Annotated in this window: 9 protein-coding genes and 2 pseudogenes; 4 read left to right on the top strand and 7 right to left on the bottom strand. The window is 63.8% G+C overall.

The genetic code is table 11. The features are described 5' to 3' along the window. Position 1: 1 nt before the first annotated feature. On the top strand, positions 2 to 2,143 hold the full coding sequence (locus tag AC5P7F_RS00130) for a TonB-dependent siderophore receptor (RefSeq protein WP_164077067.1): 2,142 nt from the start codon (positions 2 to 4) through the stop codon (positions 2,141 to 2,143). A gap of 49 nt (positions 2,144 to 2,192) precedes the next feature. Here the strand turns inward: AC5P7F_RS00130 and AC5P7F_RS00135 are convergent. The 5 genes and pseudogenes from AC5P7F_RS00135 to AC5P7F_RS00155 form a co-directional block, all read right to left on the bottom strand. Beyond that, a pseudogene (locus tag AC5P7F_RS00135) lies at positions 2,193 to 3,515 on the bottom strand (Smlt3024 family type IV secretion system effector). A 19-nt stretch (positions 3,516 to 3,534) separates the two neighbouring features. Then, complete coding sequence (locus AC5P7F_RS00140; protein ID WP_126411108.1) at positions 3,535 to 4,401, bottom strand: Smlt3025 familytype IV secretion system inhibitor; 867 nt, start codon at positions 4,399 to 4,401, stop codon at positions 3,535 to 3,537. Positions 4,402 to 4,540: 139 nt separating this feature from the next. After that, positions 4,541 to 5,865: pseudogene (locus AC5P7F_RS00145) on the bottom strand (Smlt3024 family type IV secretion system effector). 24 nt (positions 5,866 to 5,889) lie between these two features. After that, positions 5,890 to 6,753 carry a Smlt3025 familytype IV secretion system inhibitor gene (locus AC5P7F_RS00150; RefSeq protein ID WP_041863587.1) on the bottom strand — a complete coding sequence of 288 codons (864 nt, stop codon included), beginning with the start codon at positions 6,751 to 6,753 and terminating at the stop codon, positions 5,890 to 5,892. A gap of 76 nt (positions 6,754 to 6,829) precedes the next feature. Then, entirely contained in the window at positions 6,830 to 7,237 is a 408-nt protein-coding gene (locus tag AC5P7F_RS00155) for a hypothetical protein (RefSeq protein ID WP_014647606.1), read from the bottom strand. Positions 7,238 to 7,869: 632 nt separating this feature from the next. On the opposite strand from AC5P7F_RS00155, the gene AC5P7F_RS00160 reads away from it, so the two are divergent. Further along, positions 7,870 to 8,325, top strand: coding sequence for a DUF3592 domain-containing protein (locus AC5P7F_RS00160; protein ID WP_142234936.1), 456 nt, complete (start codon positions 7,870 to 7,872; stop codon positions 8,323 to 8,325). 54 nt (positions 8,326 to 8,379) lie between these two features. On the opposite strand, the gene AC5P7F_RS00165 is transcribed toward AC5P7F_RS00160, so the two are convergent. After that, positions 8,380 to 8,733: a winged helix-turn-helix transcriptional regulator gene (locus tag AC5P7F_RS00165; RefSeq protein ID WP_049415019.1), complete on the bottom strand. Its 354-nt coding sequence runs from the start codon at positions 8,731 to 8,733 to the stop codon at positions 8,380 to 8,382. A gap of 102 nt (positions 8,734 to 8,835) precedes the next feature. Here AC5P7F_RS00165 and acuI point away from each other — a divergent pair, with 102 nt between their 5' ends. Together acuI and AC5P7F_RS00175 are read left to right on the top strand one after the other, a co-directional pair. Beyond that, entirely contained in the window at positions 8,836 to 9,825 is a 990-nt protein-coding gene (gene acuI / locus AC5P7F_RS00170) for an acrylyl-CoA reductase (NADPH) (protein WP_032957399.1), read from the top strand. Positions 9,826 to 9,975: 150 nt separating this feature from the next. After that, entirely contained in the window at positions 9,976 to 12,729 is a 2,754-nt protein-coding gene (locus tag AC5P7F_RS00175; protein WP_197641248.1) for a UvrD-helicase domain-containing protein, read from the top strand. An 886-nt stretch (positions 12,730 to 13,615) separates the two neighbouring features. Here the strand turns inward: AC5P7F_RS00175 and AC5P7F_RS00180 are convergent. Continuing rightward, positions 13,616 to 14,410, bottom strand: a complete 795-nt coding sequence (locus tag AC5P7F_RS00180) for a M15 family metallopeptidase (protein WP_495204117.1) — start codon at positions 14,408 to 14,410, stop codon at positions 13,616 to 13,618. Positions 14,411 to 14,643 lie beyond the last annotated feature (233 nt).

A 14,643-nucleotide genomic window follows, 5' to 3' on the forward strand; every position in this document is an offset into this window, starting at 1 on the left:
CATGCCGCTTCCAAGCCCGCTCAAGCACGCCCTCTGCCTGGCGCTGCCCCTTTCCCTGGCTACGCCTGCACTGGCCTCCGAGGCCTCCGCTGACACCCCGAAGGACCTGGACAAGGTCGAAGTCCGCGGCCGCGCGCAGACCCTGTACCGCGCCAACGATGCGGCCGTCGGCACCCGCACCGATACCCCGTTGGAACTGGTGCCGCAGTCGATCCAGGTCGTGCCGCGCGAGCTGATCGACGACCAGGCCGCGCGCCAGGTCACCGATCTGTACCGCAGCATCAGCGGCATCAGCTTCTTCAGCTATGCCGGCGTCACCCTGCGCGGGTTCCGCCAGGAGAACGTTCTCTACGACGGCCTGCGTGGTGATCCCTATGCGGGCTTCTCGGTGCCGCAACTGTTCAACATCGAACGCGTGGAAGTACTGAAAGGTCCGGCCGGTGCGCTGTACGGCGGTGGTGATGCGGGCGGTGTCATCAACTATGTAACGCGCAAGCCCAAGGCGCGCGCCGAACGCCGCATCGAGCTGCAGGCAGGCGACAAGGACTTCCGCGCCGGATCGATCGAAGGCACCGGCCCCTTGAATGCCAGCGGCAGCATTCGCTATCGCGCCGGCCTGTATGCCGACAGCGAGCAGGGCGTGCGCTGGAATGCCGACAGCGAAAGCGTGATCGGCGATGCCTCGCTGGCCTTCGACGTTGGCCAGACCGGCGAGCTGGTGCTGCAGTTCACCGACATCACCCAGAACCTGGGCGGCAACCGCCTGCGCGGCGTGCCGGTGAACGATGCCGGCAGCTTCCTGACCGACCGCCGCTGGAACCACAACGAGGCCAGTGACTTCCTCGACATGCGCGCCAAGGTCGCACTGGCGCAGTATCGCTTCGCACCGCGCGACAACCTGGACGTGGACCTTGCTGCGCGCTGGTTCAGCAACAACGAGCACCAGATGTACCACGAGCCGATGGGGCTGATTGATCGTGACCGCGACGGCCTGGCCGAGTGGATGACGCGCCAGCTGCGCAACCAGATCCGTGACAACACTGCCTTCACCGCCAGCGGCAATGCCATATGGCGGATCAACACCGGCCGTATCGAACACAAGGTGCTGTTCGGCGCCGACGTGTACCAGCTCGACGCCGACTTCACCGCGCAGACCGCCAACAGCGCCGACCTGGCACGCGGCGCCGGCCCGGTGCGGGGCATCGACCTGTTCAACCCGGTCTATGGCGCGAGCATCTGGCATGACTACAACCTGGCCGCTCTGCCCTGGCGCAGCACCGCCACCCGCAGCAAGCGCTACGGCGGCTACCTGCAGGATGAGCTGGCACTGGGCACGCGCTGGCATGTGCTGGCCGGGCTGCGCTGGGATGGCTTCAAGGATCAGGACCGCATGGGTGGCAGCAGCGTGGATGGCAACGATCTCAGCTGGCGCCTGGGCAGTACCTTTACCGTCCGGGACGGCGTGAACCTGTATGCCAACATCGCCAGCGGCTTCGTGCCGCAGAGTGCCACCAACCAGAACCCGGCGGCCGGCGGACCGTTCGACGCGGAGCGCAGCCGGCAATGGGAAGTCGGTCTGAAGTCCCTGCTGGCCGACCGTGTGACCCTGAACATGGCGGCCTACCGCATCGACCGCAGCAACATCGTGCAGGCCACCGGCGAGGTGATCGGCGGGGTAAACCAACTCGCTGCACTGGGCCTGGTACGCAGCACGGGCATGGAACTGGACCTGCTGGCCGACGTGACCGAGCGCTGGGTGGTGAACCTGACCTACGCCTACAACGACGCACGGGTGAAGGATGCCGGACCGAACGGCATCACCAATGCCTCCGGCGACCGCTTCGCCAATGCGCCACGCAACAAGCTCGGCCTGTGGACGCGCTACGACCTGCCGTCGATCAACTCGGCCATCGGCTTCGGCGCCGACCATGTGGGCGAGCGTGTCAGCCTGGATGGGCAGGCGGTCAAGGCATACACGGTATTCGACATGAGCTGGAAGACCACGTGGAAGCAGTGGCAGTTCCAGGCCAACGTCAAGAACCTGTTCGACAAGGTGTACGCGGCCAGCGGCTTCATCGAGCGCAACGGGCATTTCCCGGGCGAGCCGCGGCGGGTGTATGTGCAGGCGGCCTACCGCTTCTGAGAAGGCCTTCCAGCAGAGCCGGGCGCCCGCTCGGCTCTGCTACGTAACCTCAGCCCATCCGCATCGCAGGGTTGTCACGCGCTTGGACGTCGTTGTCCTGCTGGCGCTGCATGGCCGCCTGCTGTCGCTCCAGGCTGGCGGCCTCGATCTGCCGCAGCGAGTGTTCGACCGGCGTCTGCACTGCCGTGTCCGTAGGCATGACCGCTCGCAGATGCGCGGGATCGCTCATCTCGCCCTGCACCACGAACACGTTGCGGCCGGCCGGATGATCGGCGGTCTGCGCGCTCAGCAGGACATGGTCGGCACGTTCAAGCTGGTTGTGACGCGCCAAGGCCATCACGCTCGCTACGAGGCGCTCACTGTTCTCGTCGTGGGTACGCCCGGCGCCGGCATCGATCGCGGCCACGCCTTCGCGCACCTGTTGCATCAGTGCGTAGTCGCGGTGGCCCGGACCAATGTCGGCCAGGCGGGTCGGTGCCTGCGAGAAATCCGGCACGTCGTCCACGGCTGCGGTCAGCGGGCTGCGGGTGATGGTCCGGTACGGGTCGTCCGGGTGGAACTGGGTGCGTTTTTCCTGGCGCTCCAGACGAACCTCGCGCGCGTCGTTGAGCTCGGCGATGCGGGCCGGATCGGTGATCTCACGCATCGACATGTGGCCACCACCCGCGCTGACACTGGCCCATTTCCTGTCCGCTTCGAAGTACATCGCGTAGTAGCTGTTGCCACCGATGACGTTCGGATCGACCGCCGAGCGCCCTTCCAGTGCCTGGGTGGCTTCCAGCACGCTCAACCGGGTCAGGTACTGCCCGCCCTTCGCCCATCCCATCTGGCTGATGGCATCGACGCTGGTGTTGCCTACGCGCGGGCCTCCGGCATAGTCGTTGTTGAGCATGTTGGTCCAGATCTGTTCCAGCTTCTCGGGGCCGCTCTTCTGCTCAGCCGCCTGCAGCAACACGCGCGGCGTCCAGCAGTTGGGATCGAGTTCATGCCGTTCGAATGCCCGGTCGTGTGCCAGCATTACATCCTTGCCGGGAAGATTCAGTGCAAATTCGGGACGCCCCTGCTCCATCCAGAACAGGCGTCGCTCCAGGTCCTGGCGCAGAAGCGTCTGCCCAAACATCTCCCATTGCCGCTCGCTCAGCTACGCATCGGGAAAGCCGGAGCCCTTGCCTTCCTGATCTCGGGCGTAATCCTGTGCGTAGCTGTTTGCAACGCGGCCTGGCAGGCTGTCGTTGCGAACAACACCCAGCGCAAGCGTGCCATAGCCATCCGCATTTGGTAGCTGCGACAGATAGTTCCAGTACAACTCACGGTTTCCGGCCTTGGCATAGCTGGCCAGAATCCTGAGATTCTCTTGCGTCAATCCGCCCATCGCCTGCTCCTGAATGCACTCACTGCCGGACGCGGGAGCGCGCGAGAAGATCCCGCACCGCATCTTCCATCCGCTTCCAGTCCGCCAGGAAGGCCCGCTTGTAGTTCAGCGAGATGGAAAGCTTGTTCTCCACATCCGAGAAATAGTGGAAGCACCCCGCAGCGGCTTGCCCTTGCTCACTGATGACCTGATCGCCCTGCAGGCGAACGCCATCCCCCCGAAACGCCGTGCTTTCGCATTTGATGAATGTGGTCAGGCTGCCGTTGGGAGCGCGCGCGATGTACCAGTCATCTTCATAGGCAGGATTACGGGTGGGCGGTTTTCCATAGCGTGCCTCGTATTCCTTCGAGAAAATCCCCATCCTCGTTTCATCAATGGCGTAAGGCGTCAGTCCCATGACGTCGGGCCGCGCAATACGCAGATCGAGTCGATCCCGAGGATCCCCTCGCTCCACGGATCCTTCCTCGGTGGATGCCTGGTTGGAGGACAATCGCTCCAATGATGTTTCGATTGGCGCACGATCGATGTAGTCGATCGCCACAGCAATTTCCTTCCGGAAATCATTCGTACGCGGATTCGCCCGGGCACCCGGCGGCGTCGGCGTCATGTTCGGCCACTCGATGACCAGCGTCACGCCCTCGCCCGGCCACGGTGCGATCTGGCTGTCCAGGTAGTTGGCCGGAATGCGGAAGGTGTTCGGCCCGAGCTTCACGTCCACGGGGGCATCGGTATAGGTGTGGCCGTTGATCGTGCGGCCGGTCTGCGCTGCGCCGGACATGGCGGGATTCCTTTCGTGTTCGGTGGACGGCGGCCGCGCACACGCGCCGGCACTCACCGCGACGGCAAGTGCAAGCGTCAGGCAACGGCCGGGGGACATCACGTGCATGGGCATTCCATTGCAGAGTTCCCAATCGATTATAGGTAAAACTGCGGAGGCGAACGAAGGGTCCGCGCCCCAAGGCTTAAAGGCCTAGGCGAAAACCACTTTAGACCCGAGCCCGTGACCGGCTCACCCGGGGGGCCGGTCAGGCCATCCGCATGGCCGGGGTGTCGCGCGCCCGCGCATCGACCTCCTGCTGCTGGCGCTGCGCGTGTGCCTGTTCACGTTCCGCACCCACTGCCTGCAGGGCCTGCAGTGACTGCTCGACCGGCGTCTGCACCGCCCGGTCCGTGGGCATGGAGGCCCGCAGATGCGCCGGATCATTCAACTCGCCCTGCACCACGAACACGTTGCGGCCGGCCGGATGATCGGCGGTCTGCGCGCTCAGCAGGACATGGTCGGCACGTTCAAGCTGGTTGTGACGCGCCAAGGCCATCACGCTCGCCACCAGGCGCTCGCTGTTCTCATCATGGGTACGTCCCGCGCTGGCATCGATCGCGGCCACGCCTTCGCGCACCTGCTGCATCAAGGCGTACTCACGGTGGCCAGGACCAATGTCGGCCAGACGGGTCGGGGCCTGCGCGGGATCCGGCACGTCGTCCACGGCTGCGGTAAGCGGACTGCGGGTGATGGTCCGGTACGGGTCGTCCGGGTGGAACTGGGTTCGCTTTTCCTGCCGTTCCAGACGAACCTCGCGCGCGTCGTTGAGTTCGGCGATACGGGCGGGGTCAGTGATCTCCCGCATCGACATATGGCCGCCACCCGCGCTGACACTGGCCCACTTCCTGTCCGCTTCGAAGTACATCGCGTAGTAGCTGATGCCACCGATGACGTTCGGATCGACCGCCGAGCGTCCTTCCAATGCCTGGGAGCTTCCAGCACGCTCAACCGGGTCAGGTACTGCCCGCCCTTCGCCCATCCCATCTGGCTAATGGCATCGACGCTGGTGTTGCCTACGCGCGGGCCCCCGGCGTAGTCATTGTTGAGCATGTTGGTCCAGATCTGTTCCAGCTTCTCGGGGCCGCTCTTGTCCGAGGCGGCTTGCAGGAGCACTCGAGGAGTCCAGCAATTGGGGTCCAGTCTGTGCTGCTCGAAAGCGCGGTCATGAGCCAGCATGACGTCAGCGCCAGGCAGATTCAGCGCGAGATCCGCACGTCCGTTTCCCATCCACGCCTGTCGAAGCTCCAGATCTTCCCGCAGCAGTGTCCGCCCGAATGCTTCCCACTGGCGCTCGCTCAGCTCGGCATTTGGAAAGCGCGAACCTTCGTCATTCTGAGATCTGGCATGGCTTTGCGCGTAGGCATTGGCCACGCGTCCAGGCAAACTGTCATTACGTACCACACCTAGCGCCAGCGTACCGTAGCCGTCCGAACCCGGCAGTTGCGACAGGTAGTTCCAGTACAGCTCACGATTACCGGCATCTGCATAATCGATGAGGATTCTGATGTCCTTCTGGGTCAGGCCGCTCATTGCTTTCTCCTTGAGCCTCGTCGTTTAGCGCGTCCGTGCTGCAGCAAGAACATCGCGAACAGCATCTTCCATGCGTTTCCAGTCTTTCAAGAAAGCTCTCTTGTAATGCAGGGAGATGGATAGGCTGTCAGAGATATCGACAAAGTAGTGAACGCATCCGGCAGCCACAGGATCGTCCAGATCAATGACCTCGTCCTGCGTCAGGCGCACTCCGTCCCCCAGGAACGTTGCGCTATCGCACTTGATGAAGCTTGTCAGTCCCCCAGCACCGTCCCGTGCAACATACCAGTCGCGCTCGAATGCCGGATTGCGGACAGGCGGCTTCCCATACCGGGCCTCGTACTTCTTCGCGTACAACACCATCTTCGCTTCATCGATTGCATAGGGCGTCAGGCCCAAGGTCTCCGGCTGTGCAACGCGTTGATCGAGACGGTCCCTGGGATCCTCCCTTTCCACAGAACCCTCCTCCGTGATGGCTTCATTTGAGGAAAGCCTTGAAAGCGAAGTCTCAATTGGAATGCGATCGATGTAGTTGATACGAACAGCAATCTCCTTCCGGAAATCATTCGTACGCGGATTGGCCCGGGCACCCGGCGGCGTCGGCTTCATGTCCGGCCACTCGATGACCAGCGTCACGCCCTCGCCGGGCCACGGTGCGATCTGGCTGTCCAGGTAGTTGGCCGGAATGCGGAAAGTGTTCGGCCCGAGCTTCACGTCCACGGGCGCATCGGTATAGGTGTGGCCGTTGATCGTGCGGCCGGTCTGGGGTGCGCCGGACATGGCGGGATTCCTTTCGTGTTCGGTGGACGGCGGCCGTGCACACGCGCTGGCACTCGTTGCGACGGCGAGTGCAAGCGTCAGGCAACGGCCGGGGGACATCACGTGCATGGGCATTCCATTGCAGGGTTCCAGCGCCACTATAGGGAACCGGGCGTCAACGGAACAGGAACCGCGTCGCAGCCCTTCACGGCACCAGGCAGCGTTCCACCTGCAGCGACAGCGCCTGGCAGGCGTTGAACAGACCTTCGACCACGGCGGCGGAGGGACAGCAGGCAGGATCGTCGTTCTCCCGTGCCACATGCGCGGCATGCAGCACCGCGGTCAACGCCGTGATGCCCGAAACGCTGCGGGTCGCCAGGGCCATGTCGAAGGCGCGGCCGGGGCTCAGGCACATTTCACTCCAGGCCTCGCCATCAGCGCGCAGGTTCCTGCCGTGGCCTTTCAGGTGTGCAAAGAATGCCGATGGGGTGACGAACTCGGCTGATTCGCGGAGCGCGTCCTCCAGCGTTTCGGCCAAGGCAGCGGGAAGATCAAGTACAGCGGCACCCAGCAGCGCGTGCAGGCGGGGATGGTCGGGAAGACGTTCGGGCATGACGGCAACCTCACGATGTGGCCACCTGCAGATGCAAGGTGGCGGACGGTGCGGGTTGGCGTGCCGGATACGTACCGCTAAAGCCGGCGGATCGGAAGATCCCCACGCACCGTCCACCATGAGCCGGTAGGCGGTGCATTGTCGCGGTTGCAGCTTCGGCTGCAATCGCGACCGGTAGCGGTACGTAAGTTCGGGACGCCAATCCCGGCCAGGGCGAGTGCCTTGGCGCGGCGATGATGGGCGCACTCCATCGCCGAAGCAAAGTAGGAAAAGTCCGCGCTGACGCGTTCCTACGCTGGTTGCGTCACAGGATGGCGAACCGTCCACCGACTGACGTGCTTCGTTGATACATCGCGCCTGCCTGCGCGTACTACCCAACGATCACATCGAGCCGAACGCGACACGCCGACCATGGCGATCGCGCAGAAATTCGCAATACGCACGGCCTCCGCCTTCAGCTGGAGCACAGACGTTCCGCGCTGGATGCACACCGGGAACGCTTGCATGGAGGAGCCCACAGGCACATTCGAGCGCGATCTGATCACAACGAAATGTCTGCGCCACGCCATTTTCGTACGAGATCCGCGAGGTGAGGACTATAGTCGCCGACCTCAATGGATCAAGAGCTCATTATGGAATTCACTTCCTGGCGCAACATTCTTGTTGCCGCTGGCGTGGCGGTCGCACTTTCCGTGGCCGCCTACAACGACCATCACCGTCATGCCCTCACTGACGGTGCCGAAGGGCGCGATGCAGTGGGCCTCGTCACCGAGGTGCATTGGGATGAGAAAAGGGGCAGAAAGAGCAACTTCGTCCTGAATGTCGAGTTCAAAACCGAAGACGGCCAATCACGCGTCGAGAAGATCGCGGTCTCCAACGACCTTGGCAATCGGATGCGTGCCACCGACGAGGCGGAAGAGATTGATATCCGCTACAACGCCGAGGATCCATCGGTGGCTGTGGCTGTGGCCGCGGGCGAAGCGGACAACTCCCTGCTGTTGTTGTGGCTGGCAATCGCCTCCGCGCTGGTCACCTTGGCACTGCTGGCCACCCGGGTGGTGCAGGGCCGGAAAGCGCAGCCGGCCTGAGCCATCCAGGCGCGGGCGCATCCAGAATGCGCTCGCGCAGAGCCAAAAGTGTCTTCAACTCTGGCAATCGCCTTCCGTGCTTCCATGGCCGCGATAGGTCTCGCCCCACTCGCGCATGGCCAGCAGCACCGGTACCAGCGTGCGCCCGAACTCGGACAGCTCGTATTCCACTTTCGGCGGCACTTCCGGGTACACGTGGCGGATCACCACGCCATCGGCTTCCAGTTCACGCAGCTGGCTGGTGAGCATGGACTGGGTGGCATTGGGCACCCGTCGCGTCAATTCCATGAAACGCCGCTTGCCGGTCATCAGGTGAAACAAAATGATCGGCTTCCACACGCCGCCGATCACCGACAGCGTGACTTCCACCGCGCAACCGCTCTTGCCATCCCAACGCTTGCTACGCATGCATACTCCGGAAAACCATAGTACCTACGGGAAATCGTCGTTCTTGTTGCGATAACGGTGCGAGCCTAGCATGGGGCCATCCACTGAACGTGAGCCCCCACCATGAGTTTCAAGGCACTGCTGACCCGCAAGACGAACGACGGCGTATCCACGGAACTGGTCGATTTCAATGAAGCCGACCTGGTGGACGGCGACGTCCTGGTACAGGTCGAGTACTCCACGCTCAACTACAAGGATGCGCTTGCCCTCACCGGCAAGAGTCCGGTCATCCGGACGTTCCCGCTCATTCCCGGCATCGATCTGGCAGGCGTGGTGCTGGAATCCAGCACGCCCGACTTCAAGCCAGGCGACCGCGTTGTGCTCAATGGCTGGGACCTGAGCATGGGCCACCACGGCGGCCTGGCACAGCGCGCCCGCGTACGCGGCGAATGGCTCAACCGGATTCCCGGCAACCTGAGCACCCGCGACGCCATGGCCATCGGCACCGCTGGCTATACCGCGATGCTGTGCGTGCTGGCCCTGGAGCATGCAGGGGTGACGCCTGCACAGGGCGATGTGCTGGTTACCGGTGCCAACGGCGGCGTCGGCTCGATTGCGGTGGCGATCCTTTCAAAGCTGGGTTATCGCGTGGTGGCCGCCACCGGGCGGCCGGAGCACGCCGAGTATCTGCACAACCTGGGTGCGGCCGAGATCATCGATCGTGCGCAGCTCTCGGAGCCGCGCGAGCGGCCGGTGAGTGCCGAGCGATGGGCCGGCGTGGTGGATGTGGCCGGCGGCCCAACGCTGGTCAATGCCATCGCCGAAACGAAGTACCGCGGTGCCGTGGCCGCCTGTGGCCTGGCCCAGAGCGATGCACTGCACGGCTCGGTGCTGCCCTTCATCCTGCGCAATGTGACCCTTGCGGGCGTGGATTCGGTGAATGCCCCACAAGAGGTTCGCCAGCGCGCCTGGGATCGGCTCGCGACCGACCTGGACCCGCAGAAGCTGGAAAGCACCGTGCAGCAGATCGGCCTCGCCGAGGTGCTGGATGTCTATGAGCAGATCATCCCCGGCAAGGTGCGTGGCCGCATTGTCGTGGATGTGAACGCCTGACGCCTGCCGCGCCGGCGAGGGTGCAATGCCATCGCTGGCGCGCGTGCGCGAGTGACCGGAATCCCAGCGCGCCATGCCAAGCCGCCTTATCATGGGGCGGCAAGGGCACTTTACGCCCGGTGACGTACGCAAGGCAGTATCTGGATGTCTATGGAATGGCGCCCCTCGGGCTGGGGCCAGCGTGTGACCCGCTCGCCGGACTGGCAGTTGCAGCTGGATGGCGAACAGCTCGCGCTTTTGATCGACGGCAGGCAGTACCGCCAGCATGTGGCGAACGAACACAGCGTGCGGGTCGTTCGCGGCGTGCTCTGGTCCAGGGTCGAACTGACGACCGAGCGCGGTGAAGCACTGTCCGTGGATGGGCTGCCCAACAGCCAGGGCTCCCGGCTTGCGGCGGCGCTGCAGCAGGTGCACTTTGCGCGCACCACACGGGGACGCAAGGCCCTGTTTGACACGATCCTGGAGCAGATCCAGGCGTGGCTGGCCGAAGCAGACGCGCTTACCGACCGAGGCACCACCGGACGCCGCTGGATCACCCACGAACAGCAGCAGGCGTTGCTGGCCGACCGCCCCGCCCTGCCCCTGCCGCCCGCCGAGCTGGAGCAGCTGTTCCTCGACGAGGAGGTGCACGACGACCTGCACGCGCCCGGCCACCGCATGGCGCTGGACGCCCTGCACGACTGGCAGCTGGATTGGCCCGCCGTCTGGGCCGAGGCCAACGCGACCATGGCAGAGCGCGAGCGGGTGCTGGCCAAGGACTTCCTGGACCGGGTCGAGAGCAAGCCCCTGACCGAGGAACAAGCCCACGCCGTCATCTGCTTCGACAACCGGGTACAGGTCGTGGCCGCGGCCGGCTCTGGGAAAACCTCCACAATGGTCGCCAAGGCCGCTTATGCCATCGACCGCGGCTTTGTCGAACCCGAACGGATCGTGATGCTCGCCTTCAACAAGGACGCCGCCCAGGAGCTGGAGGAGCGCGCGCAGCGATGCTTCGACCGGCTCGGCATGGGCGACACCGTGGTGGAAGCCCGGACTTTCCACGCCCTGGGCCTGTCCATCATCGCCAAAGCCACAGGGCGCAAGCCGGATATCCCGAAATGGGCGGTCGACGCGACGCTGGGCTTCAACAAGCTGGCCGAACTGGTGGACGACCTGAAGGACCGCTCGACCCATTTCCGCACCCAGTGGGACATGTTCCGCCTGGTGTTCGGGCGCGACCTGCCGCCGTTCGGTGCCGACATGATGGCCGATGGTTACGACCGCGATGGCACGCCCTACATCCGCACCCTGAAGGGTGAGCGGGTGAAGAGCCTGGAGGAGTGCGTCATCGCCGACTGGCTGTTCTACAACGGCGTGGCGTACGACTACGAGCGGCGCTACGAATTCGATACCGCGACAGACACCCATCGCCAGTATCGCCCGGACTTCTACTATCCGGACGCCCAGCTGTATCACGAGCACTTTGCGCTGGATGCCGATGGCCAGCCGCCGAAGCACTTTGCCAACTACAGCGAAGGGATGCACTGGAAGCGCCAGCAGCATGTGGCGCGCGGCACCGCTCTGGTCGAGACGACGTCGTTTGGCCTGCGCAGTGGACAGGCCCTGCAGCATCTTGCCGAGCGGCTTGGCGCGTCTGATGTCGAGCTCGACCCGAACCCGGACCGCGAGCTACCTGATCAAGGCGCCAAGCCGATGCCGGACGCAGACCTGATTGGCCTGATGCGCACCTTCATTGCCCATGCCAAGAGCAACTGCCTGACACTGGACGATATGGCGGCGCGCCTGCGGCAGATGCCCGAGGATCAGTTCAAGGAACGCTACCGGCGCTTCCTGGAGATCGCCGGGCCGGTTTTCCAGGCCTGGGACAACGCACTGGCTGACGAGCGCAGCATCGATTTCGAGGACATGCTCAACATGGCGGCCGGGCTGCTGGAACAGGGCCACTATGAATCGCCCTACGAACTGGTGATGGCCGACGAATTCCAGGACGCATCGCGCGCCCGCGCGCGGCTCTGCCGTGCCCTGGTCAGCCAACCGGGCCGCCATCTGTTTGCGGTGGGCGATGACTGGCAATCGATCAATCGCTTCGCCGGTGCCGACGTTGCGGTGATGACTGGATTCCGCGAATGGATGGGCCATGCCCAGGTGCTGAAACTGGAGCAGACGTTCCGCTGCCCACAGGCACTGTGTGATGTGTCCAGCCGCTTCATCAGCCGCAACCCCGCGCAGATCGCCAAAAACGTTCGCTCTGCTGCGCCGGCAATGGGCCCGGTGCTGCAGGCGTTCCAGATGAACCGGCGCGAGGAGGTGCAGGATGGCGTTCGCCAGTACCTTGCGAAGCTGCACCAGCAACTGTTGTCAGGTGCAGTGCCGCAGGGCCGCACCGGGCGCGTGACGGTCTTTGTTCTGGGGCGGTATCGCGCGGATCGCGGTGCGATGCCTTCGGATTGGAAGACGGCCTTCGGCAGCACGATGGACGTCGAGTTCCTTACCGCACATCGATCGAAGGGGCGCGAGGCGGACTACGTGATCCTGCCGGGCATGATCAACCGCAGCTTCCCGAGCCTGCGCGCGGATGACCCGGTGCTTTCGCTGGCAATGCCGGACGGCGATACCTATCCGCTGAGCGAAGAACGGCGCCTGTTCTATGTCGCGCTGACGCGTGCGCGACGGTCGGTCGCGATGTTCACCCTGCAGGGCAAGCACCCGCCATTCCTGGATGAGCTGGTGAAGGACGGGGCAGTGGAAGTAACCGCGATTTCAGGCGCGGCCATCCACGATGAGCGCTGCCCGGTGTGCAGGGTGGGCGTATTCGTGGACCGGAATGGGCCACATGGGGCTTTCCGGTCGTGCTCGAGTTACCCGTTGTGCCACAACAAGCCAACAGGTGGGCGTCGGGGCTGAATGCCGCTCCCTCCACATATGCCTGCCTGCATCAGGGCACATAGGCACCGTCTCGGTTTCGCCCCCGGCACGATCCGCGCCATGGCGTTTCCGGAAGCGAAAAAGCCCCGGCAGGACCGAGGCTTTTGTCTGGAGGGTGGCAAGGTTGCAGGGTATCGCAAGGTCCCCACACGTCCCCGCCGCGCCCTGCTACGGGATAATGCAGCCGTTCAGACGCAGGCATTGCATATAGTTCCGGGTGCAGATACTCAAGTTTGTACCTGACGCCTCGCATGCAATGTATTGAACCTCGCAGACGGAACAAGGGCCGGGGGCTTTCGCCGTGGCGCTACCGATTCCAAAGGTCAACGCACAGGCCGCAACAGCAACAGAAAGCTTGAATCCAATCTTCATGCCATGACTCCGTTGGTCGCCCTCCTTGGGCATCCGAAGCCTAGCGCGGGTGCCGGGTGCATTCAAATTTCCCGGCGCGAACGTTTGTGCACTTGAAATGATTACCGCCCTTGAATGAAGCAGTTCCCTGTTGTCAGAGGAATGCACCGGTTTATTCGTTCAACTGACCCTCGCGACCGGATGGCTGGCCAGCAAGGGCCGTAGCAACAAAAAAGCCCCTGTTCCCAGGGGCTCTTTGAAACAACTGGCGGAGAGAGTGGGACTTCCTTGAGAAGTGCCCTTCCCCCCTGGGCGGCTTGGGTTTCACCCATCTGGGAGGTGCCCTGGAATGTGCCCGCGATGAGCATACCCCTTGCGGTGCAACGGATCCAGCCGTTTTTGCCGCCCTTGGGATCGCCAATCTCGATCTTCTCCAAACCGGCGCGATCAGGGCAGATGACCCGCTCGCCCCCACTCTCCGCCGAAAAGGGAAGCAATCCGGTGGACCGCTTCCTCATGTGTGCCTCAGGGCAATTGGGGCCATGGGACAGGACGCCTCAGCAAACGGTTCTGGACGGAGTCCTTTCAACGGCGGCCTTACGCCATAGCTCCATGGCCGGCTCACCGTCGCCCACGACACACTGCAAAGCACGGATTCGCGCGCCCAGTCCGGCGCCAGCTCGGAATCGACGCTCCAGGCCCAACGGGGTGCTTTCGGTGCGTCAGACACTGACTCGGCCTTGGCAATCACTGTTTGCAGCGATCGGCGGGGGGCAGATCCGCCACGAATGGCTACCAGGCACTCGCTGCGCATCTCGACGTGGGGCATGTCCTTGAAGCTCTTCCAAGCCCCGCCCCACCTCAATCCCGCCTGCTGGGCGAGCTCACCGAAGCGTTGGTAGCCCTGCCGCACCTGCTCGTCCTTCAGGTCCCAAGAAGGGCGCCCGCGCTTGTAGATGACCATGTCCGCGGCCCAACCGTGGTTGTGGCAGCTGCTGCCTGGCCCCACCTGGGTCACGCCCTTTTGGCTGGCGAGCAGCTCGGCCTGGCGCTGTTTAGAACGGTAGCCCTCCATCAGCCGCAGGTCGTAGCCCTCGTCCTTCATCTGCAAGGCGATGCGTTCCAGCGCTGAGCGAAGCTCGGGCTGGACACCGTCCCACTGCGGGGCGTCTTTGTGGCGGTGGAACAGGCGTTTGAAAAACCCAGGCTTCTTCCCGTGGACCTCAACGGAATCGGTGGCTGGCGCGTGCGCGTGGACCAAGACGGGTGCGCTGGCCAGTGCGAGCGCGAGCAACAAGCGTTGAAACATGAGTAGGCCTCCTTACTCACATGAGCGATACACCCATGCAAGCGGAGAATCGAAAACGCGCAAGGGGGCTTGCGGAATTTTTTCCCTGTCGTAGAAGAACAGGGGTGGGGAAAAGTCGGCCCCACCGCTTCCTGGCGCAACGGCCCCTCCTGCCGTTGCGCCGGGAAGTTTCGTTGGGGGGGGGCTTGCGCATTCCAGGATCTGATCTATTTGTGAGTGCACACGCTCACTCA

Source organism: Stenotrophomonas sp. YJH_SMC_105-26 (assembly GCF_059368915.1).